The following is a 22,381-nucleotide window of genomic DNA, read 5'->3' as shown; positions in this document are numbered from 1 at the left end:
TAACTTTATACCTGCTCTCTGGCCAGTTCCTGCTCCAGTTTGATAAGAGGGAGCAACTCAATTTCCAGTAGCCAGGCCCAGGTGTTGAGGTAGAGGACCACATCATCTCGCTGATTGTGTTTCAGGTGCTTCTTTTCTTGTGGTAGGCTGTTCAGAATAGCTGGGTCACTTAATGTTTCGAGGTGCGCCAGCTCTTGCCTTGTAATGCCAAAGTCAAGCATCTGGTCTATCACCTCGTCCAGGGGCAGACCACTATGTGGGCAGTAATCACGTAATTGCTCGCGCCAATCGCCGTAGCGCCACATGGCAGCACCATGAATTTCTCCTTTGCTGTAATGTGTAATTGTTTGGGCCAGGTGGCCGCAGTTACAGCTGCCCATATGGCCCCACTGATAGCTGTCGCCTTTCTTCAGGCGGCAGGCAGTTTCGCGCAACGCTTCTATTAACTCTATGGAACATCTTGCCATGGCTTATGTAATTTTGTCATGTTAAAAAGTAGTAAAAGGGTAGTGCTTCCTTTAAAACAGCATTACTCCTTTATATTATTAAGCGCAGGAACAGGCAGAATGTTTACTTTTGTAGTCCCTTGTTTTTATTAATAAGCACACCTTATTTATATGCATTCAAAAAGCTGTCTTTATTGCACCATTTTCTTTGTTGTATTCCTTTTATGTGCCTTACCTGATCACAGTTATGGGCAAATACTAAATATTGAGCGTTCCAGGGTTGATAAGGATACAGTGAATTATGTAACAGGCAAGGCTGGCCTAAACTTCTCTATGTTTAACCGCAATGCCGGGAAGAATAATCCGAATAACTACCTGCAACTTACGTTTACCGGAGACCTGGCCTATATATCAGTGCACCACAGTTATTTGCTCCTGAACTACTATAATTACCTGTTGGTGAATTACGATTCGGATGAGTTAAGAAATACGGTGGCAAGTACTGGGTACTCCCACTTCAGGGTAAACTTATTCAGGAGAAGGAAGCTGTCTTACGAGCTTTTTACGCAGATCCAGGCAGACAAAGCCCGTGGCCTGGAACTGCGCACGCTTGCCGGAGGAGGATTAAGGCTGGCCTTACTGCGTGAGAAAGATGTGAGTGTTTATTTCGGAACCGGACTGATGCAGGAACATGAGGAGTGGGAAGATCCGGAAGAGGAGGGAAGGCTTGTAACTTCAGACCTTTTCAAATCCACGAACTACATCAGTACGAAAGCAAAAATAAGCGACAATGTAAGTACGGAAAGTATTGTTTATTACCAGGTTGGCCATGATGCTAAAGCGGATATTTTCCGCAACAGGGTAAGTGGCGATGTATCTCTTAACTTTAAGCTCAATACGAAGCTTTCCTTCCGGACTAACTTCAGCTGCACCTATGAGGATGAGCCTATTGTGCCTGTAACCCATTTTGTATATGCTATTACAAATGGCATTCAGGTTGCTTTTTAGGCTTTTACCATATTTTAAGGTTATATTTGAGATTAAATAAGATAAATTTCCTAATTTAATCCGCTAAACGGTCCTTGCATTTTAGCACAAATTAGTACCCGTTTAAGCATTTTGTGAACCAGGAGCTAACATGGTTATCAGTTACCATGTCGTTATTGGAAGGCAGGAAGAGAACAAGCAACAAAAAAGAGCAGAACAGGAGAGTACGACACCCATGCGCAAAACCCTTATCGCATTTCAGATATTATTTTTGATCACTGTTTTTTCCTCCTGTGTACCACAGAAGAAATTAATGCTGCTCCAGAACGAGTCTACTGTAAAAGACCAGGGGAGGGCAGACGAATTGGTGAAAACTTTCGACCTGAATCGAACGGTGTATACTTTAAGGCCTGGCGATGTGATCTCTTTACAGGTGCAGAGTACCACACAAACTGAATATAATTTCCTGACAGCCTCTACCAGTGAGGGAGCCGGAGTGAACCCAAAAGAAAAAGGGTATAAGCTCGATGCTGACGGCAATATACTTTTGCCAACCATTGGCCAGGTAAATCTATCCGGACTAAGTATGGCAGAGGCGCGGCAAAAGCTTAAGAATGTGATCAAACCTTACTTAGCTGATCCTAACGTTTTTGTTTCCCTACTCAATTTCAGGTTTACTATTCTAGGGGAAGTTGGCTCACAGGGCCAGATAATCGCAGAACAGGAAAACCTGAACGTGGTGGAAGCTATCGCACTGGCAGGAGGGTTTAGCCCCTATTCGAACCGCGGGAAAATAAGGTTGATGCGCTACGAGGGAGATAAGGCAAAGCTGTATACATTCAGCATGCTGGACGATGACATCATCACCAGTAAAAATTTCTACCTTCAACCCAACGATATGATCGTAGTTGATCCGCTACCGGCAAAGTACTTTAAGGAAAGCATTATCCCAAGCCTTAGCCTTGGCATCTCTGTGCTTACAGCACTCACATTAATAGCCTTGCGGTTAGCCAATTAATTTAACTATTTCTAAAGCTTGGAAAAGAAGCCGACTATAAAAGATCCCGGATTAGATGTTCAGAAGCTGCTGAATAAGGCGCTGATGCATTGGTACTTTATTGTAGCCTCTGTTATGGTAGGCTTGTTGGGTGCTTTCCTGGTAAACCGTTATACTATTCCACAATTTGAAGTGCAGTCTACGGTGATGATCAGTAAACCAGTGGATGAAGGAGCTTCTGCTGCTGCCATCCTGTATGGTTCTGAGGTGTTCAAGGGGTCGAAGAGCCTTTCCAACGAAATAATGTTGCTGAAAACAAAAGCGCTTGCATTAAAAACGCTTCAGCAACTGGATTTCGGCATCAGCTATTACCAGCAAGGGAATGTAAAACTTACTGAAACGTATAATACTTCTCCCATCCATGTTGTAGTAGACTCCGCAACTGTAAACTTTCCCTATGGCGTGCTGTTGAAGGTGAACTTTCTTAACAGTAAATCTTACCAGATCAGTACAGAGAACCCCGGTTGGCAACCAGTTTTTGCACGAAAGGCTTTTACTGTAGGGAAGACATATGATGTAAACGGGTTTCGTTTTACAGTCACTTCGAAAGATGATGGATTAGCGAGCTATCAGAATGAAATACTATTTACAGTAAATGATCCGGAACAACTCGCAGGATATTATGCTTCTGCACTTGCCGTGAATCCCTTACCCGGTGGTGCCTCTGTGATGGCAATGAGCCTGAGCGGACCTACACCTGCCAAAGACATGGCCTTTCTGAATGCCCATATGCGGACGTATGATGAAAATAACCTAGCCATAAAAAACACCAATGCTGTAAATACCCTCAGCTTTATCGATACTCAGTTAGCAGAAATAAGTGATTCCTTAGCCATTATAGAAGGTACCTTAGAGTCACTTAAAAAGAATAATACAGGGCATATTGCTGCAAGCACGGCTGGTGGTGCCGCAGCTGGTAGCCTGGAGGCGCTACAGGCTGAAAAGGCGGCTATCCTCACAAACGACAAGTACTATAAGTACTTGAAAAGTTATGTCATTAAAGGCCTGGAGCTAGAGCATGTGGTCATACCGGCCAGCCTGGGGATCAATGACCCTATCCTGAACCAACTTATCAGCGAACTGATTGCGCTGCAGTCGGAGATCACGGTGCTTCAGAAAAATGAGGTCCAATCAAATCCGAGGCTGATGAACCAGATCAAACTGAAGCAGGACCAACTGGCGGTGCTTAAAAGCAATATCCTGGAAAGCCTCTCAAGTATAAAAGCTACCAACGACATTGCCCTGAGAGAGTTAGATCGTAAAATTGCTTCCACACTTACAGAGCTTAATCGAATTCCCGCCCAGGAGCGCAAGCTTCTGAATGTGCAAAGGATCTTTAATATCAGCGAAGGGCTTTATGTATTCCTGATGGAAAAAAGGGCTGAGGCCGGAATAGCAAAGGCGGCAAATGCATCTGATGTCACCATCCTTAGCGATGCTTACGTTAACCGCCAGATTGCCCCTAATTCATCCAAAAACTATCTTACAGGCCTGTTGTTAGGGCTGGCTATACCACTCGGACTTATTTTTCTGAAAGAGTTCTTTAATAATAAGATCACAACTGTTGAGGACCTCAAGGTTTATACCAGCATTCCTGTTCTTGGTATTGTAGGGCACAACAAACGCGATAACAGCAACCTGATTCATCAGAGTCCCAAGTCAGGTTTAGCGGAAGCTTTCCGAACCGTTCGATCCAATTTAAAGTTCATGGTCGACTCACCGACCACTGAAGGCAAGATCATCGTTATTACATCTTCTGTGAGCGGAGAAGGGAAAACTTTTTCTGCCAAAAACCTGGCTTACATATTAGCTATATCAGGTGAGCGTACGCTTTTAGTAAATGCGGACATGCGAAAGCCTAATAATAACACAGATTTTGGAGTAACAAGCAATATTGGACTTAGCAATTACCTGGCAGGGCATGCAGGCCTTGATGAGGTGATCCATACTTCTTTGCAGGAGTATCTTTATATTTTGCCTGCCGGTGAAATTCCACCTAATCCATCCGAATTATTATTGAATCAGCGTATGCATGTGCTGGTGCAGCAACTGCGGTCTAGTTTTGATTATATCATCATTGACACCCCTCCGGTGGGTATTCTGTCTGACGGCATTGAACTGATGCAATTAGCGGATGCCAGTATATATATGGTACGCCAGGATTACTCCCTGAAGTCATTTATAATGAGCATTCAGCAGCAGTATGAAGCTGGGAAGATAAAGAACACTGCCATTCTTTTTAACGATGTAGATTACAAAAAACTAAACTACGGCTATAGCTACGGATATGGGTATGGATACGGTTACTACGCCGAAGACCAGGAAGCACAGCCCTGGTGGAAGAGATTGACTCGTGTTTGATAAAAATGTTGCTATTATGCTGTAATAGCAGTTTAAAATGATAAACTATATTTTCTAAATAAGGTATACGTATTACTAATATATAGTGATAGTTTAATGATTTCTTGTCCGCTTTAGTAAACTCACCCTTAGCCCCTCCAGAAAGGGATTTACTTACATGATAAAGGTCACCTCCATGGAGGGGCCAGGGGTGGGTTCAAACAGGCTGCAAATTATATATTCAAAAATAAGTTATCAAAACACCTTCGTGTTGGCGATATAAAAAACTATGGAATTAAATTCTAAAATTTACGTGGCAGGGCATCGGGGTATGGTGGGCTCTGCTATCGTAAGAAACCTACAGAAGAAAGGTTATACCCAGATCATCACCCGAACATCAGCCGAGCTTGATCTACGGAACCAGCAGGCAGTTTTTGATTTTTTTGAAGCTGAGAAGCCGGATTATGTATTTCTGGCAGCTGCCAAAGTAGGTGGTATACAGGCTAATAATACGTATCGGGCAGATTTCTTATATGATAACCTCATGATCGAGGCAAATATTATCCATGCCGCTCATGTGCAACAGGTTAAAAAGTTACTGTTCTTAGGGTCCTCTTGTATTTATCCGAAGCTGGCACAGCAGCCGCTTAAAGAAGAATATTTGCTGACTGGCCCATTGGAAGAGACCAATGAACCCTATGCTATTGCTAAAATTGCAGGGATAAAACTTTGTGAGGCTTACCGCGACCAGTATGGCAGTAATTTTATCAGTGTTATGCCAACTAATTTGTATGGTTATAACGATAACTACGACCTGAATAATTCGCACGTGCTGCCGGCACTTATCCGAAAAATTCATGAGGCAAAAGAAAACAATGCTCCTGCGGTTATCGTATGGGGCACGGGTAGTCCTATGCGTGAGTTCTTGTTTGCCGATGACCTGGCTGAAGCCTGCTACTATATAATGGAGCAGTACAATGGCCGGGAACTGGTAAATATTGGCACCGGTGAAGATATTTCAATTAAAGACCTGGCCCTGCTTATTAAAGATGTGATAGGCTATGAGGGTGAACTTGAATTCGACACGACAAAACCAGATGGCACCCCACGCAAGTTGATGGATGTTTCAAAATTACATGGTTTGGGCTTTCGGCACAAAACAGAATTGAAAGAAGGCATAGGAATGGCTTATGCAGACTTTATCCAAAAATACGTAACAGCATAACATTCATTTGTCATCTCGACATAGGAGAGATCTAATCAGAATTATAAACAGAATTCTCGCTGTGCTCGAAATGACAATAAAGATCAACCCTTATACATTAAAATAATTACACAGACATACAATGAAGACAGCCCTTATAACCGGAGTAACAGGACAAGACGGTGCCTATTTAGCAGAACTACTTTTAAGCAAAGGATATAAAGTACATGGTGTAAAGCGTCGTAGCTCCATGTTCAACACAGATCGTATAGACCACCTGTACCAGGACCCGCACGAAAAGAACATTCACTTCAAGCTGCACTACGGCGATTTAACTGACTCTACCAATATTATCAGGATCATCCAGGAAACACAGCCGGATGAGATCTATAACCTGGCGGCCATGAGCCATGTGAAGGTAAGCTTTGACACACCGGAATACACTGCTAACGCAGATGGTTTAGGTACGCTTCGTATCCTGGAAGCTATTCGTATCCTGGGCTTAGAGAAAAAGACAAGGGTATACCAGGCATCTACTTCAGAGTTATACGGTTTAGTACAGGCTGTTCCTCAAACAGAAACAACGCCTTTCTACCCGCGTTCTCCTTATGCTGTGGCTAAACTTTATGCTTACTGGATCACAGTAAACTATAGAGAAGCGTATGGCATGTTTGCTACCAATGGTATTCTTTTCAACCATGAGTCTCCACTGCGTGGTGAGACCTTCGTGACCCGTAAGATCACACGTGCTGCCAGTAGAATTGCGCTTGGTTTACAGGATGATCTATACCTGGGTAACCTGGACGCCAAACGTGACTGGGGTCATGCAAAAGATTATGTAGAAGCTATGTGGCGCATTCTGCAGCAGGACGAGCCGGAAGATTTCGTGATTGCTACAGGCGTTACGACTACTGTTCGTGACTTCGTGAAAATGGCTTTTGCAGAAGTAGGAATTGTACTCGAATTTAAAGGTGAAGGTATTGAGGAAAAAGGTTATATTGCAGCATGCAACAACCCGGAGTACCAGCTTGAAATTGGTAAGAACGTTGTTTGCGTAGACCCTAATTATTTCCGTCCGACAGAGGTAGAGCTTTTGATCGGTGATGCCACCAAATCAAAAACAAAGCTAGGCTGGGAACCGAAATATGATCTTCCAGCACTGGTAAAAGACATGATGCAGGCAGATATTGAGCTTTTCAAGCGTGATACGTACCTGATGGAAGGCGGACATAGGGTCTTGAATTACCATGAGTAAGATATAGCAAGAAATGTAGTAGTCTTTAGCTAAAGACTTATATCTTTATAAGGCAAAACTAGTGTAATTTGATTTCACTAGTTTTGCCTTCTTTTTTTAATAAAATGTAATACGAATGAATTCTCAGGCATTACAAGAAGATAGATGGGATCAGGTTATTGAGCCGAAGTCTCATTTTCTTGATCTAAAACTGAAGGAAGTATGGAGTTATAGAGACCTCTTGGTTTTGTTTGTAAAACGAGATTTTAAAGCTCAGTATAAGCAGACTATTCTTGGTCCTTTATGGCATTTCATTCAGCCTGTTTTTACTACTGCCATTTTTTTGATTGTATTTAGTAAAATTGCCAATATCCCAACCGATGGTATTCCTCCTGTTTTGTTTTACTTAAGTGGGATTACGATTTGGAATTATTTTTCCAGTTGTTTAACCGGAACTTCAAATACATTTGTCTCTAATGCAGGTATTTTTGGGAAAGTCTATTTCCCCAGGTTAATAATTCCTTTGTCATCTGTATTGTCTAACCTTGTAAAGTTTAGCATACAATTTTTTCTCCTTTCTTTAGTGTTTGCTTATTATACAGCCAAGGGATTCAGATTTGATCTTAACATGGGGCTACTACTGTTGCCTGTGTTACTATTCTTACTGGCTGGCTTAGGTTTAGGGTTAGGTATCATTATATCTTCGCTAACTACAAAGTATCGAGATTTTACAGTATTGATTGGTTTTGCCGTACAGCTATTGATGTATGCTACTCCTGTAGTCTATCCCCTTTCTTTCTTGAAGGATAATAGCTATAGCTGGTTAATAGAATGGAATCCCATTACACCAATTCTTGAGGCATTTAGATTTGCCCTTTTCGGTGAAGGAACTGTTACGGCTTATTCTCTCTTATACAGCTTAGGTATAATGGGAGTGATACTTTTTGTTGGATTGATAGTTTTTAGTAAAGTAGAGAAGACATTTATGGATACCGTTTAATAAGGCATTCTTTTGCGTACACTTGTTATAAAAATAAGCTATATTAGATACTAATTTAGTAGATTCATTTCATAGCTGTTTCTAAGCTAAAATTAATTTCTTAAGTACTGGTTATTCATGTCTGACACAGTCATAAAAGTAGAACACCTTTCAAAGCAGTACCGGCTGGGTGAAGTTGGGACAGGTGCCCTATCTCATGATCTTAACAGATGGTGGCACTTGATACGTGGTAAAGAGGATCCATACCTTAATATAGGTGATATAAATGACCGTACCAGAAAGGGGAGTAGCGACTATATATGGGCGTTAAGAAATATAAACTTTGAGGTTAAGCAAGGTGAAGTTGTAGGTGTTATTGGCAAGAATGGAGCAGGGAAGTCTACCTTGCTTAAGATCCTGTCTAAAACGACCGGACCTACAACAGGTTCAGTAAAGATAAAAGGACGTATTTCAAGTCTTCTGGAAGTAGGTACAGGTTTTCACCCGGAACTGAGTGGTAGGGATAATATTTTTCTTAATGGTGCCATACTTGGCATGAAAAAAAGTGAAATACAGCGTAAGTTCGATGAAATAGTTGACTTTTCAGGAGTTGAGCGCTACATAGATACACCTGTAAAGCGTTATTCATCAGGAATGTATGTTCGTTTAGCCTTTGCAGTTGCGGCGCATCTTGAGCCTGATATTTTGATAATTGATGAGGTATTGGCTGTGGGTGATGTCGAGTTTCAAAAAAAATGCCTGGGAAAGATGAAGGATGTGAGTACTAAGGATGGTAGAACAGTATTATTCGTTAGCCACAACTTAACCGCAATAAAAAACATCTGTAGCACTTCAATTTTCATGCAACAAGGCACTATTGAAAGAAATGGAAATACAGAGGAAGTTTTAAAGTATTACTTAAGCCACAACACAACTACAAAAAGTAAGCAATGTTTTGAGAGCCCTGCCATTGCCCCTGGAAATGAGTTTGTCCGTATCCGCAGAGTTGAGGCAGTATCACCAGAATTAAAAAAAGGAGAATCATTTACAGTACATACTCCAATTAATATTGAAATTGAATTCTGGAACTACACAGAAGGTAGAGAAATAAATATCAGTCTACATTTTGATACAATGAATTATGAGTGTGTATTTAATGTCGGCACTACTCCTCAACTCTTGAAGAAAGGGGTCTATAAAGCCGTTTGTCAGATTCCTGGAGATTTTTTGAATGATGGTTTGTTTTCTATCAGAATTATGTTTGTGGCAGATAAATCAATACCTCTCTATGTTTTTAATGATGCTATTAATGTTGAGGTGCATGAAGATAGAACTGAATCAGACTGGCATGGAAAGTGGCCAGGTTTTGTGAGACCACTGTTAAAATTTCCTTTAATCAGTTTGTCATGATTAATGTAACAAAACCTTTTCTACCCCCGAGGGAAGAATTTGATCAATATATTAATGGTATTTGGAGCAGAGAGTGGCTTACAAATAATGGCCCCTTAGTAAATGAACTTGAACTTAAGCTAAAGGAATATTTGGATGTACCCCATTTATTCTTTGTAAGTAATGGTACTATAGCTCTCCAGATTGCTATCAAGGCTTTAGGTGTTAAAGGAGAGATTATTACCACTCCATTCTCTTATGTTGCTACCACAAGTTGTATATGCTGGGAGGGTTATACTCCTGTATTTGTAGATATATGCCCACGAACTTTAAATATAAATCCTGAGCTAATAGAAGCTGCAATAACTCCTGAAACTACAGCTATATTAGCTACACATGTTTATGGTAACCCTTGTGATGTTGAGGCAATAGATTCAATAGCATCAAAGTATAACCTAAAGGTTATTTATGACGGAGCGCATGCTTTTGGTACTAAATATAATGGTAGGTCTGTTTTTAAGTATGGTGATATTAGTACTATAAGTTTTCATGCAACTAAGCTCTTTCACACCATAGAGGGAGGTGCAGTAATTACTCAGGATGCTTCTGTTGCAAAGGAAATTGCCCACATCAGAAACTTTGGACATGATGGGCCAGAGAAGTTCTACAGCATAGGCATCAATGGAAAGAACAGTGAATTTCATGCTGCTATGGGACTGTGCAACTTGAAATACGTTAATCAAATTCTGCAGCGTAGAAAAGAGCTGTCTGAACGGTATGACCTAATGCTAAAGCCGCTGAGAATTACTAAGCCTTTCATTGAATCGAAAGAAGAATTCAACCATGCCTATTATGCAATTATCTTTGAATCAGAAAAAGCTTTGCTAAAAGCAATAGATACTCTAAATGGAGTTTATACGTACCCTAGAAGGTATTTCTATCCTTCATTAGACAAATTAAATTATGTAGGGTCAGAAGGAGAAATGAAAGTAGCTGGAAGTGTATCATCTAGGGTACTCTGTCTCCCTCTCTATCAAGATCTTTCCTTTGAGGAAATTGATATGATTTCAAGAGCTTTATTAAGAGCACAAAATTACTAGCAATGAGACTGGCTATAATGCAACCGTACATTTTCCCTTACTTAGGTTACTTCCAGTTAATTCAAGCAGTCGATAAATTTGTGGTATACGATGATGTGTCTTTTATTAAACAAGGCTGGATTAACAGAAATAAAATTTTACTGAATGGCGAAAAGCACTTTTTCTTCATTCCGGTAGAAGGAATAAGTTCATTTAAAGACATTAACCAAACCTTTGTATCTGATAAGCCAATTAATTGGGAAAAAAAAATCTTACGAACTATAGAACAGGCATATCGAAAAGCGCCGTTTTTTAATAATATACTTCCAATTGTTGAGGCCTCTGTATATAATCAAAGAGGAAATGCAATTTCTACAGTAGCTGTTTCTAGTATTGAAAGAGTACTTCAGTATCTTGATATTGAAAAAAATATTGTTGAATCATCAACTGTTTATAATAATAAGGAATTAAAAGGACAGGATAGAATAATTGATATATGTAAAAAAGAGGATGCAGATACTTATATCAATGCTATTGGAGGAGTTGAACTTTATGAGAAAGAATATTTCTCTAATGAAGGTATAAAATTGTTCTTTTTAAAAAGTGAGTTAAGATCTTACAGACAGTTTCATAACATCTCAATTCCTGCATTATCAATTATTGATGTTTTAATGTTTTGTCCTATAAAACAAGTTCAACAAATGTTAACAGAATATCATCTTGTATAGTTAATAACTCTTCCTACATTTCGCAAATGTCCATAATTCCTTCTGTTACAAAAGTTCTTTACAGGTACAATTTGTATATTATACTCTTTTATGCTTTGACTGTAAGTATACTGATTTTCTGGTCATTAAATAAAGGTCTTGTTTTCAAAGATGAAGCATATTACCATTTGTTACTTACTAGTAACAATGAGTATGGACTTGATAATTTGTGGACACTAGTAGCAAGGCATCTATTCTCTAATAATATCTACTTTAATAGAGTAATTATATTTGCTTTAAATTGCTTAGCATCAATCACCCTATCATTTGGAATATATAAGTATCTTAAACTATCAGGTTTAAAAGAATTAATATGCCTCTTAGGATTCTCCCTTCTAGGGAATTATATCCTGATGTTACCAGTTCAATTTTTCCCTTATTATGCTACTCTGAATATAGTTATTATACTTCTAGCAGTTGGTTTGGTCTTGACAGGTTTAGCTTCAGGAGGAGCTAAATATTATACTTTTATATTAACAAATCTTGCGGGTATAATATTAGGAATTCTTCCTTTTATAATGATTACCAATACTTCTTTTATTATTCTTGTTTTATGCTTCATAGTAGGAGTTACCTATAAAACGGAAAGATTTTTACCTTCTGTTGTTGGGTTAATTATAGGTCTTATTTGTAGCATGCTTTTGACAGCATATTACATAGTTGGCCCTGATACCATTCTTTTAGCCTATGAACACACTATGTTTAGCTTACAATTTGATAAAACACATGGCTTTGGGAATATCTTTATATGGATAATTAATACTATTTTTTATATAGCAACCTTAGTTATTATTTACTCTATTCCAATTTATATATGGGAAAGAACGCAGTTAAGGGAAGGGGGAGGGTATATATTTACAGCTTTCCTAGCTTTAGCAATAACATTTTTAGTATTCATGGACTTTCTTGAACCAAGTGCTTTGATGCCTCCATCTTTACCTTTAGTGTTGCTATTCTGGCAGCTATTCTATAGTTCTGAAATGTTGAAGAAAAACTCTAAAGTTATTTATCTGATTACTTTACTTTTTTTAATTCCATTTTCAGCATCATTAGGTACAGATGTCTCATTTAAGTTGAGAAGTACTTATTATATGTCTTCTGTATTCATAATAGTTTATTTGCTGATTAGTTTTACTAAAAGACATACGGCATTTCTATACTTACATACTTTTTTATTCATTGCTTTTATACATTTTGGTACAAATTTTTATAGAGAAGGGTGGGGAAAATATATTATAGCTGATCAGGTTTATGCCGTTAATAAATTAAATATCAATCAAAGCATTCTTTTAGATGAAGAAAGATTTGAAAATCTTGCAAAGATAAAACATGCTACTGATAAAAATGATCGAGTTATATTAAGTACAACTTTACTTTATGGATATGCCGCTCTTTTAGATCTTCATCTTGTTTCTAATAAGTTTAAATTGAATGAAGAGTATTTTAAAGCATTAGATAAAAAGAATGATCTAAATTTAGATGGTGTAATTTTTATAGAAAAAGTACAAGAGCCCTTTACTAAAGAATTTAAACGGCATCTGCTTGTAAAGCATCAAATAAATCTGGAAGAATACTCTAAATTCAAAATAAATGATATTACAGTGTTCAAGGCTTTTCCATAAGTTATGCTTTAGTTTTATAAATATTATTTTTTTTAATAAAATATGATTGTATACCGGAGCGGCCACCAGGTAATGATAGAGGAGGATTTACTAAATTTGCTTTTAGAAATTGATGATAATTTTTCTCCACCTCTCTCCAAATTAACTGCTTTACAAGATTATGCTGTAAAACTCTACAAAAATGCACAGTTAATATTAGCCTTAGATAAAAACAAAATAAAAGGAATTTGTGCTTTTTATGATAATGATTTGGAAAACAAGCACGCATTTTTAAGCTTACTTTTTGTAAATCAGCCATATCAGAATTTAGGAATTGCATCAAAAATGATGATATCGATGATAGATGTTTTAAAAAGTGAAAAGTTTAAGTTGATATCATTAAAGGTAAGCGAGCAAAATTTAAACGCGATTGCCTTCTACAAAAAAAATGGATTTAGAATAATGCAATCAAATGGTAATGCTCTATTAATGACAAAAACCCTATGATGCCTCTTGTTTCTGTGTGTATGCTTACCTACAATCATGAGAGATTCATTGCTCAGGCAATAGAAAGTGTAATAGCGCAGAAGGTAGATTTTACTATTGAGCTGGTTATTGGCGAGGATTCTTCAACAGACAAGACTAGGGAGTTATGTGAGAAGTACGCATTGCTTTATCCTGAAATTGTAAAATTACTCCCGAAAGCGGCACATAACCTCGGCTCCCAGAAGAATTTTATATATACTTTTAGTAACTGCACAGGTAAGTATGTGGCAATGCTGGAGGGCGATGATTTTTGGTCAGACCCTCTTAAGTTGCAGAAGCAGGTAAACTATCTTGAAAACAATCCGGATTTTGTGCTCTCCTTTCATGATATTACTGTTATCAATGAAACAGGTGAGGAGACAGATGACAAAAGGCTCCCGCATGAAAAAAAGAGGGACTATGATAAGAACGAATTATTATTAGGGCATTATTTACCAACGCCAACTACTGTTTTTAGAAATTTTGCTTTTGATGATTATAAGCAATATTTTGAGAAGACTATTAATGGCGATACAATATTACAAGCTATACTTACCCAAATGGGTAAAGTAAAATTTATTGATAGTATTCAAGGATCTGTAATTAGGGTACATAGCGGTGGGGTATGGAGTTCTAGAGGGTACCTTGAAAGGTGGTGTTGGTCTCTTAAAACATATAGAATCACTTATAGTTTACTAGGTAAGGACCTAAAAAGTCAAGTTTTCCAACACTTTTACAATACGTACGAGATGGCTGCCTGGGATGCTGATTATTATAATTCTGATAAATATTGGCTTAGATATAATTTAAGTTTTTTATCCTTTCTTGTTGCCGCAACAGAATACGGCAAAGCTTTTCTTATTTTAAGAAGAATAGCTAAACGTTTTCTAGTAAGATGAGGATTTCTGTAGTTATCCCGGTTTACAATGCATCCTCTTTTCTCCACAAGGCTGTTAACTCAGCACTTCTACAGCAGGAGGTGACAGAGGTTATCTTAGTTGAAGATGGATCATCCGACGATAGCTTTCAAATATGTCAAAATTTAGCAGTTCAATATCCTAACGTAAAAGTACTTCAGCATCAGAAGGGCAAAAACAGAGGTCCTGCAGCGTCACGTAATCTTGGCATTTCTAATGCGCAATATGAATTTGTAGCTTTTTTAGATGCTGATGATTTCTACTTAGTGAATCGTTTCAAAACGGCTAAAGCGGTTTTTGAATTGAATTCTGATATAGATGGAGTTTATGAAAGTATAGGTGTACATGATTATGATACAATGAGTGTAAAAATGTACTCACATATTGAACCTGTTGCGCCTACTTCCTTATTCCAAAGTTTGCAGCCACTTGGTCCAAGTGTTTGGTTTTCTTCGAATGGATTAACTGTAAAGCGTGCAATCTTTGAAAAGTGTGGGCTTTTTGATGAGACATTGCAAGCTTCCGAAGATACACATATGTGGTTTAAAATGGCTGCTAAAGCAACATTATTGCCTGGCAAAATTGATGAGCCTGTAGCTATGACCAATCAAAATAGTAGCAGCCTAACAACCAACCATAAACTTGTTGAAGATTACTTTATTAAGATGCTATACAAGCTATTTGAATGGAGCCTTAAAGAAAACATTGATGATAAATTGAAAGAATTAATTTTAACAACATTATTATTCAATATTTTTAAAAAACAGCATAGAAATAAACTTATTAGTTTTATCGCTCGAGCAATATCTCTGATTAAGATTTTTAAAATGAACATCAATTACACCTTTTTTAAGTCTCAATCATTTAAGAGATATTTGGGTAGTTTAATTGGATATAACAAGATAATATCTATTATTAAAATTTAGGCTTAACGCATGAATCCTTTTGAAACACCTGTTTTATTTTTAATATTTAACCGCACTGATACAACATATAAAGTATTCGAAAGAATTAAGTTGTTAAAGCCTAAGTATTTATATGTTGCTGCAGACGGCCCCCGGGCTGAAAAGGATGAAAAAGATAAATGTGAAATAACAAGAGGTATTGCTACTAATGTTGATTGGGAGTGCAAACTTAAAACCCTTTTCAGGTCCGAGAATCTAGGTTGCGGCCGCGCAGTGTCAGAGGCTATAAACTGGTTCTTTGAGAACGTTGAAGAAGGTATAATATTAGAGGATGACTGCTTACCTGATCCTTCTTTCTTTGACTATTGTACAACGATGCTTCGTCGTTATAGAAACGAAAGCAAGGTAATGCATATATCTGGTGTCAATTTCCAAAATGGGGTTTTGAGAGGGAGCGGCAGTTACTATTTTTCAAAGTATCCACACATCTGGGGTTGGGCAACATGGAGGAGAGCTTGGAAGAAATATGACTTCCAGATGCTTGACTGGCCGGATCTATCCAATGTTAAAACCCTTAGACCTCACTTTAAAACTGATGTGGAGTATTTATTCTGGGAGAACATTTTTAATCTAACTTTCCAAGGTCAGATAGATACATGGGATTATCAGTGGTTTTATGCACTTGTAAAAAATAATGGAGTAAGTGTTATACCAAATTGGAACCTGGTTAGCAATGTAGGTTTCGGAAATGCAGCAACTCATACACATGATGGGGAATCAAGATTCTCAAATATGATTTCTGAAAAATACGTACTGCCAGATCGAATTTCTGAGCTTTTACTCGATGCCGAGGCAGATGAATATACATATAACCAAGTGTTTAATTTTCGCCCAGAAAGTGTACGTAAACTCTCTTTTTTCTTAGGCACTGGTAATCTTATCAGAAAGTGTTTAAGAACTATATTAACCTCTCGTTAAGGTTTTAACATTTAAATTTTTATTCTATATATTGTATGTTGCTGCGCTATATAAAACTTATAAAAAGAGTGCTTCAAAAAAATATTTCGGAGAAGACAGATCACCAGAAAGTTTTCACAGATATATATATAAATAAAATTTGGGGAGGGAATTCTGAAAGCGAGTTTTATTCTGGCAGTGGGTCTGATGATGATTACTCTAAGCCTTATATTGATTTAATCTCAAATTTTATTAAACACAATAATATCTCCTCTGTAGTAGATTTAGGTTGCGGAGATTTCAGAGTAGGTAGGAGCTTAATCGAAGCTACTGATATCAATTATATTGGTGTTGATGTTGTTGAAGAGCTTATAAACTTCAATACAAGTAATTATGGAAGTGATAAGATTGTTTTTAAAAAGTTAAATATAGTACATGACAGCCTTCCGTCAGGTCAGTTGTGTTTGATACGGCAAGTCCTGCAGCACCTTTCTAACAATGACATAAAAAGGGTACTAAGAAAGCTTAATAATTTTGATTACGTGATAGTAACTGAGCATTTACCATGTACCCAAGTAGTAGTTCCTAATATTGATCTGAAGAATCATGCCGGTATTCGGTTAATGAATAATTCAGGAGTATATTTGGATAAAGCTCCATTTAACAAGAAGACTATTGAGTTACTAAGTGTTTATCCTAAACTGGAAGAAAATTCCAGAATAGTAACCTTTCAGGTATTTGTCTAACAGTATTTAAATTATACTTTGCCGTTGATGAGTCTCAGTAAAACAGAATATAGTTGTAACATATGTGGGAGCAGAACTGACATAATATTTGATGCAAAGGTTCTTGAGAAATATTGTGTTAGCTATTTACAATGCCAAGGATGCAGGTTCATACAGACTGAGAAACCATATTGGCTTTCAGAGGCTTATTCTGCGGCCATCACTGCAATAGATGTTGGTTTGATATACAGAAATCTGGGTCTTTCGGAAACGCTACCCAATATTCTTGACATTTTGCCTTTAACAGAAGAAGAAGCATATTTGGATTATGGAGGCGGTTACGGGTTATTTGTCAGAATTATGCGTGATAAAGGTTACAACTTCTTTTTGTATGATACATATGCTGATAATCTCTTTGCGAAGTATTTCGAATTGAAAGATTACAATAGCAAACATAAACTCACTGCGGTAACAGCCTTTGAAGTTTTTGAACATCTTGCAGAACCTGTAGATGAATTGCAGAAGATGTTAGCCCTGTCTGATACAGTGATCTTTTCAACTGAGCTTCAGATTGATAAAAGTTTTTCAAAAGCTACAGACTGGTGGTATTTTGCCCCTGAAACGGGTCAGCATATTTCGTTTTACACTAAACAATCGATCGAGGTATTAGCCGATAAGTTTAATCTGTTTTACTATTCAAATGGTACTAATCTACATGTTCTGACTAAACATGAATTAAGGTTCAACCCATTTCAAAGTCAGGTGAAACATATTTCTTTTTTGAAGAAGCTGGCTTCTAGGTTAAAGAAACAGGCAGAAACTAAGGAGCAATTTACAAGACAGTCCCTTCTTCAGACTGATTTTGAATTATACAAACAGAAGTATCTGGATGAGCTAAATAGATATTGATGATTAAAATACTGTATGACTATCAGGCTTTCAGTAAGAAGTTTGGAGGTATATCTAGATATTTTTCTGAATTGATGCATGGTATTAATGCAGCTGATGGCCTTACCACCTTTCCTCGTAATTTTTATTCTGATAATATTCACCTTCAAGAAAAAGGACTGATTAAGCCTGCACCTTTGTCTGGCCTCCCTAATTTTAAAGGAAAGAGAAGGTTAGAATCTTATCTATGTACCAATGAGATCAACAAAATAGCTGAAATGTTGAGGAAAGGGAGTTTTGATATCTTTCACCCTACTTATTACGATGTCAATTTTTTAAAAAACATCGGCAACAAGCCATTTGTTGTCACAGTGCATGACATGATACATGAGTTGTATTATGATCAGAAATTTGAAACAATTCACTACGAAACTTATTGCAAATCTATACTTATACCCAAAGCTCACCATATCATAGCTGTATCTGAAAACACAAAGAATGACATTCTCCGGTTTTACCCAAAGGTAAAAGAAGATAATATTTCAGTAGTTTATCATGGGGCTTCATTCCTGGTAAAAGAAATCTTTGCATCTTCGGTAACATTCGACTTCAGATATTTGCTTTATGTAGGTAACCGTAAGCACTATAAAAACTTTACCTGGTTTTTGAGTAGTATAGCAGGTATACTTAAAGACGAAGATTTAAAATTAGTTTGTGCCGGAGGAGGAGAGTTCGATACCTACGAAAATCAGATGATTCGTAATCTCCAGCTGGAGCATCGCGTGTTTTTCCTGGATGTTGCGAATGATGAAATACTTAAGTGTGCTTATTCTCAGGCGCAATGTTTTATATTGCCTTCTTTACACGAGGGCTTCGGCATTCCAATTTTAGAAGCTTTTGCCTGCAGATGCCCTGTTTTAGTAGCTGATACCAGCTGTCTTCCTGAAATTGCAGGCCCTGCCGCGTTATATTTTAATCCGTATGATGCGGAAGATCTGGTTCAAAAAGTTGGACAGCTGTTAGCAGATAAGGATTTAGCTCATAAATTAATTAATAGCGGAATCGAACAGTTAAGAAAGTATAGTTGGGAAAATGCTATACGACAACATGAATTGATTTATCAGAAACTTAGATGAAAAAACTCATTGTGGATATTACTCCTAATTTAAGGTTATTGGCTTAACAAATTTTTCTTATGAATAAAGAGTATAGCAACTTTGAGGAAGCATCTGGCATCACGAATTTTCCAAAGGTTTGTAATAGATTTACCAACGTGTTCGTGGATACGAATTCTACCTATACGTTCAATCAATTAAATGAAAAAGAATTTCTTTTAAGTGTCTTAGATAATTGCAGTACGTTATTGGGCCATAGGTTCGATAATTTTAATTTTTTCATATTTTCAAGTCATATAGATAGTATTCCTGCTTCAGCTGCTCTTAAGCACACTAAAAACAAGATCCTGATTTACATTTCAGACGAGGCAGACCACTCTGTTGAGCATTTGAAAGACGATTACTTTATCATATTCAAGAGTTATTTAAATGAATTTTCTGATAGGAAAGGCTCTTCTATATTCCCTTTCCCGCTAGGGTATGTAAATGGCTTTAAAGCTGATCAAAAAAAACTAATTCTATCAAGAAAATATAATTTGTTTTTCTCTGGCAATTTAAATTTTAACAGGTATGCTTTTTATAAGCACTTTACAAAACTGGCTTTTTTACCTGATAATGTTTTTCTTAGACTGATTTTGAAGGACTCTTTACGTAACGTACTTTTAAAGGTGCTTGGTACAGATTTTACCTCTTCGGTAACTAAATATTACGTAAAATTTAACGACAAATTTAGAAGTGGACTAAGTATAGCCGACTATTCAACTATTCTGGCTGACAGTAAAATTGTGTTATGTCCTAAAGGTTATGTTAGCTCTCAAACGTTTAGATTAACAGAAGCATTGAGCTGTGGATGTATTGTAATAACAGAAAAATTACCTGACAATTACTTTTATACAGGCTCTCCAATAATACAAGTGCAGAGTTGGCGGGAGGGGCTTAGGTTAGCAGAAAACCTGTTAAGCAACGCCGATGAATTAAAGCGACTGCATGCAGAATCTATTGGTTGGTGGAAAGAACGTTTATCAGATCGCGGCATAGCTAATTATATGGCTATGATAATAGAAAGTATGGCATTGCAAGACAAAGCTGAAACTTATAAATTATATTGGTAGTAATTAAACACTGGATATACACCTGAAACTTTGAGCACACCATTTAGTGATGAAATAGAGTTATCTTCTGTTCCTAATCCTGCACATGGAGGCAACTTAAATACGGACTGGCCTAAAATTACCATCATTACACCTTCCTATAACCAAGGGCAGTATATAGAGCAGACTATCCTTTCTGTCTTGGATCAGAGCTATCCGAACCTAGAATATATCATAATAGACGGAGGCAGTACAGATCAAACTCTTGAAATTATCAAAAAATACGAAGATCTTATTACATATTGGGTAAGCGAGCTGGATAGAGGGCAGAGCCATGCTATAAATAAAGGTCTAGAAAAATGTACAGGTGACATTATCAACTGGCTTAATAGTGACGATTGGTTATTGCCGGGAACTTTGCATAAAGTCGCCTCTGCATTTCAGACTAATCAAGATGTGATGGTTGTCTCTGGTTATGAAAATCACGTGTGGCCTGATGGCCATGTTGAGTTGTCGGAAGGTACATACCTCCGAAACACACTTGAAGAAACAATAGAACTATGCCAGATAGATCAACCTTCTACGTTCTTTCGTGCTTCTGCATTTAAGGCTATTACGCCTGTTCCAGAAGATATGCACTATATAATGGATGGTGAATTATGGGTTCGTTTCCTATTAATGTATGGGCAAAAACGTTTTCTGAAACTACCCGTTGCATTAGTAAATTTTAGATACCATGAAAACTCTAAAACTATTAGTAATAATATAGTTAATAACTTCCTATATGAAAGAAGTAGTATTATTGTTGATTTGCAAAAGTTTATCAGCCTACCCAACCCAATTATAAATCATTGGGTTAATAATGTATATAATACACCTATTATTTATGATTTAAATAGAAACTGGAATTTGAACTATGAAGTTATAAGGCCAAGGTCTTTAAGAATATACTTTATTAAAAAATATATAAATAATTGCTTTCAATATAGGAAGAATAAAGAAGCCAAATGGGGTATTTATCAACTTTTAAGAAACTTCTGTTTAGATAAATTTTTACTTAAAAGTTTCTTAAAGATGACTATTAGGTTATTAATTTAGCTTTGTAAAGTCTAACTTTGTCTGTTAGTTTTTTATTTTGTTCCAGATAATACTGATCCACGGATTATCTAAATAAGCCTCCCTTAGTCTTATTAGCATCACTTCTTTTAAATTTGCAGATTCAATACTATAGTCTCGATATTTAAAACAAGGAACTCTTTTGGGAGATTTTTTGAGGTACTTAAAATAGAGAAACCTGAGTCTGTTATCACAGGTAATTTTCCAAGGTTTGTGTTTTGTTGTATAGTGGATTATTACTTTGTCCTTTAAAAATAAATTAATAAGCTTTTTGTTTAAGATGGGCGAGACAAAATGATAAGTTAAATTGTATCGTATATCTAACTTTTTCCAGTTATTATTTAAAACAGCATTTAGAGAATCTTGATCTGGGAAAATAATTTTAGAAGCATTGTTTCTAATATAGTCAACTACCCTATGGGTGATTTGCTGATTTTTCCATTCAGTTATATTAATTAGTATAACTCCTGAATTAAAGTAGTTCCCCTTTTTACATATTCCTAATTCAGAGCGAGTTCCATAATGGTCACAGACAGCTGCTATTGGATAGGACGAAAGGTCCACATTATATAACTCTTCAAGATCACCTATAACTATAATGTCAGTATCCAAATACAAAACCCTTGTTATGTTTTTTGGAAGAATCAATGGTATGCAAAGCCTGTAATACATTGCTATAGACCAACCATTGTATGGTAAATTTTCAAAGATGGAAAGATCTATTTTGTAGAAAAAGATTTGACTATTTTTTGTGTTGAGGTAGCTAGTAATTTCTGCTTTTGTTGTTTCTGAAATATCTGAAGCGATCGTATGAATTACAATATTGTTGTTCTTATTATTAAGAATAATTGAAGTTAATAAGGCATAGAAAGGTTCTAAATAATTTTTGTCTAAACAAATAGCTACATGTATTTGATTATCTTTTATCATTAATTTTGATCTTTATAAGAATAGAATCTACTTTTTAAAGTAACTTAACTAAAGCATTTATAAATGCTATTAAAAAATTTATTATCTGTGGTCGGCCACAATTAAATCAAAAGCTATTCTAATTTATAT

At 36.8% G+C, this 22,381-nt stretch carries 21 protein-coding genes; 19 read left to right on the top strand and 2 right to left on the bottom strand.

Translation table 11 applies throughout. The features are described 5' to 3' along the window. Positions 1–5: 5 nt before the first annotated feature. Positions 6–467, bottom strand: coding sequence for a hypothetical protein (locus ACSX1A_RS07710; RefSeq protein ID WP_439883043.1), 462 nt, complete (start codon positions 465–467; stop codon positions 6–8). 312 nt (positions 468–779) lie between these two features. Here ACSX1A_RS07710 and ACSX1A_RS07705 point away from each other — a divergent pair, with 312 nt between their 5' ends. The 19 genes from ACSX1A_RS07705 (at position 780) to ACSX1A_RS07615 (ending at position 21,304) form a co-directional block, all read left to right on the top strand. Further along, positions 780–1,454 (top strand): DUF481 domain-containing protein, encoded by a 675-nt coding sequence (locus tag ACSX1A_RS07705; RefSeq protein ID WP_439883042.1) that lies wholly within the window; start codon positions 780–782, stop codon positions 1,452–1,454. A gap of 130 nt (positions 1,455–1,584) precedes the next feature. Beyond that, positions 1,585–2,451: a polysaccharide biosynthesis/export family protein gene (locus ACSX1A_RS07700; RefSeq protein WP_439883041.1), complete on the top strand. Its 867-nt coding sequence runs from the start codon at positions 1,585–1,587 to the stop codon at positions 2,449–2,451. Between the two features lie 18 nt (positions 2,452–2,469). Continuing rightward, positions 2,470–4,851 (top strand): polysaccharide biosynthesis tyrosine autokinase, encoded by a 2,382-nt coding sequence (locus ACSX1A_RS07695; protein ID WP_439883040.1) that lies wholly within the window; start codon positions 2,470–2,472, stop codon positions 4,849–4,851. 268 nt (positions 4,852–5,119) lie between these two features. Then, positions 5,120–6,055 (top strand): GDP-L-fucose synthase, encoded by a 936-nt coding sequence (gene fcl / locus ACSX1A_RS07690; protein ID WP_439883039.1) that lies wholly within the window; start codon positions 5,120–5,122, stop codon positions 6,053–6,055. 121 nt (positions 6,056–6,176) lie between these two features. After that, positions 6,177–7,289 carry a GDP-mannose 4,6-dehydratase gene (gene gmd / locus ACSX1A_RS07685; RefSeq protein ID WP_439883038.1) on the top strand — a complete coding sequence of 371 codons (1,113 nt, stop codon included), beginning with the start codon at positions 6,177–6,179 and terminating at the stop codon, positions 7,287–7,289. 115 nt (positions 7,290–7,404) lie between these two features. After that, positions 7,405–8,268, top strand: coding sequence for an ABC transporter permease (locus ACSX1A_RS07680; protein ID WP_439883037.1), 864 nt, complete (start codon positions 7,405–7,407; stop codon positions 8,266–8,268). 117 nt (positions 8,269–8,385) lie between these two features. Continuing rightward, complete coding sequence (locus tag ACSX1A_RS07675) at positions 8,386–9,657, top strand: ABC transporter ATP-binding protein (RefSeq protein ID WP_439883036.1); 1,272 nt, start codon at positions 8,386–8,388, stop codon at positions 9,655–9,657. Beyond that, entirely contained in the window at positions 9,654–10,736 is a 1,083-nt protein-coding gene (locus ACSX1A_RS07670; protein WP_439883035.1) for a DegT/DnrJ/EryC1/StrS family aminotransferase, read from the top strand. Before ACSX1A_RS07675 ends, ACSX1A_RS07670 begins: the two co-directional genes overlap by 4 nt. Before the next feature lie 2 nt (positions 10,737–10,738). Then, positions 10,739–11,443: a WbqC family protein gene (locus ACSX1A_RS07665; protein WP_439883034.1), complete on the top strand. Its 705-nt coding sequence runs from the start codon at positions 10,739–10,741 to the stop codon at positions 11,441–11,443. A 95-nt stretch (positions 11,444–11,538) separates the two neighbouring features. Then, complete coding sequence (locus tag ACSX1A_RS07660; protein WP_439883033.1) at positions 11,539–13,104, top strand: hypothetical protein; 1,566 nt, start codon at positions 11,539–11,541, stop codon at positions 13,102–13,104. A 72-nt stretch (positions 13,105–13,176) separates the two neighbouring features. After that, positions 13,177–13,590 (top strand): GNAT family N-acetyltransferase, encoded by a 414-nt coding sequence (locus ACSX1A_RS07655; protein ID WP_439883032.1) that lies wholly within the window; start codon positions 13,177–13,179, stop codon positions 13,588–13,590. After that, the gene (locus ACSX1A_RS07650) at positions 13,587–14,507 is read left to right on the top strand and encodes a glycosyltransferase (RefSeq protein ID WP_439883031.1); all 921 of its coding nucleotides are present in this window, start codon (positions 13,587–13,589) and stop codon (positions 14,505–14,507) included. The genes ACSX1A_RS07655 and ACSX1A_RS07650 overlap by 4 nt, the downstream gene beginning before the upstream one ends. Next, positions 14,504–15,451: a glycosyltransferase family 2 protein gene (locus ACSX1A_RS07645; protein ID WP_439883030.1), complete on the top strand. Its 948-nt coding sequence runs from the start codon at positions 14,504–14,506 to the stop codon at positions 15,449–15,451. Before ACSX1A_RS07650 ends, ACSX1A_RS07645 begins: the two co-directional genes overlap by 4 nt. Positions 15,452–15,460: 9 nt before the next feature. Continuing rightward, the gene (locus ACSX1A_RS07640; protein WP_439883029.1) at positions 15,461–16,408 is read left to right on the top strand and encodes a nucleotide-diphospho-sugar transferase; all 948 of its coding nucleotides are present in this window, start codon (positions 15,461–15,463) and stop codon (positions 16,406–16,408) included. Positions 16,409–16,476: 68 nt separating this feature from the next. Beyond that, entirely contained in the window at positions 16,477–17,133 is a 657-nt protein-coding gene (locus ACSX1A_RS07635; RefSeq protein ID WP_439883028.1) for a class I SAM-dependent methyltransferase, read from the top strand. A gap of 27 nt (positions 17,134–17,160) precedes the next feature. Then, positions 17,161–18,021 carry a class I SAM-dependent methyltransferase gene (locus ACSX1A_RS07630; RefSeq protein ID WP_439883027.1) on the top strand — a complete coding sequence of 287 codons (861 nt, stop codon included), beginning with the start codon at positions 17,161–17,163 and terminating at the stop codon, positions 18,019–18,021. After that, on the top strand, positions 18,021–19,136 hold the full coding sequence (locus ACSX1A_RS07625) for a glycosyltransferase family 4 protein (protein ID WP_439883026.1): 1,116 nt from the start codon (positions 18,021–18,023) through the stop codon (positions 19,134–19,136). The genes ACSX1A_RS07630 and ACSX1A_RS07625 overlap by 1 nt, the downstream gene beginning before the upstream one ends. Before the next feature lie 59 nt (positions 19,137–19,195). Beyond that, positions 19,196–20,227 (top strand): glycosyltransferase, encoded by a 1,032-nt coding sequence (locus tag ACSX1A_RS07620; RefSeq protein ID WP_439883025.1) that lies wholly within the window; start codon positions 19,196–19,198, stop codon positions 20,225–20,227. 30 nt (positions 20,228–20,257) lie between these two features. Further along, complete coding sequence (locus ACSX1A_RS07615) at positions 20,258–21,304, top strand: glycosyltransferase family 2 protein (RefSeq protein WP_439883024.1); 1,047 nt, start codon at positions 20,258–20,260, stop codon at positions 21,302–21,304. A 24-nt stretch (positions 21,305–21,328) separates the two neighbouring features. Here ACSX1A_RS07615 and ACSX1A_RS07610 read toward each other — a convergent pair whose 3' ends face one another. Next, positions 21,329–22,252: a glycosyltransferase family 8 protein gene (locus tag ACSX1A_RS07610; RefSeq protein WP_439883023.1), complete on the bottom strand. Its 924-nt coding sequence runs from the start codon at positions 22,250–22,252 to the stop codon at positions 21,329–21,331. Between the last annotated feature and the right edge of the window lie 129 nt (positions 22,253–22,381).

The sequence above is a fragment of the Pontibacter sp. MBLB2868 genome (assembly GCF_051904785.1).
Classification (GTDB): Bacteria; Bacteroidota; Bacteroidia; order Cytophagales; family Hymenobacteraceae; genus Pontibacter.
This window is presented reverse-complemented; position numbering and strand designations above follow the sequence as displayed.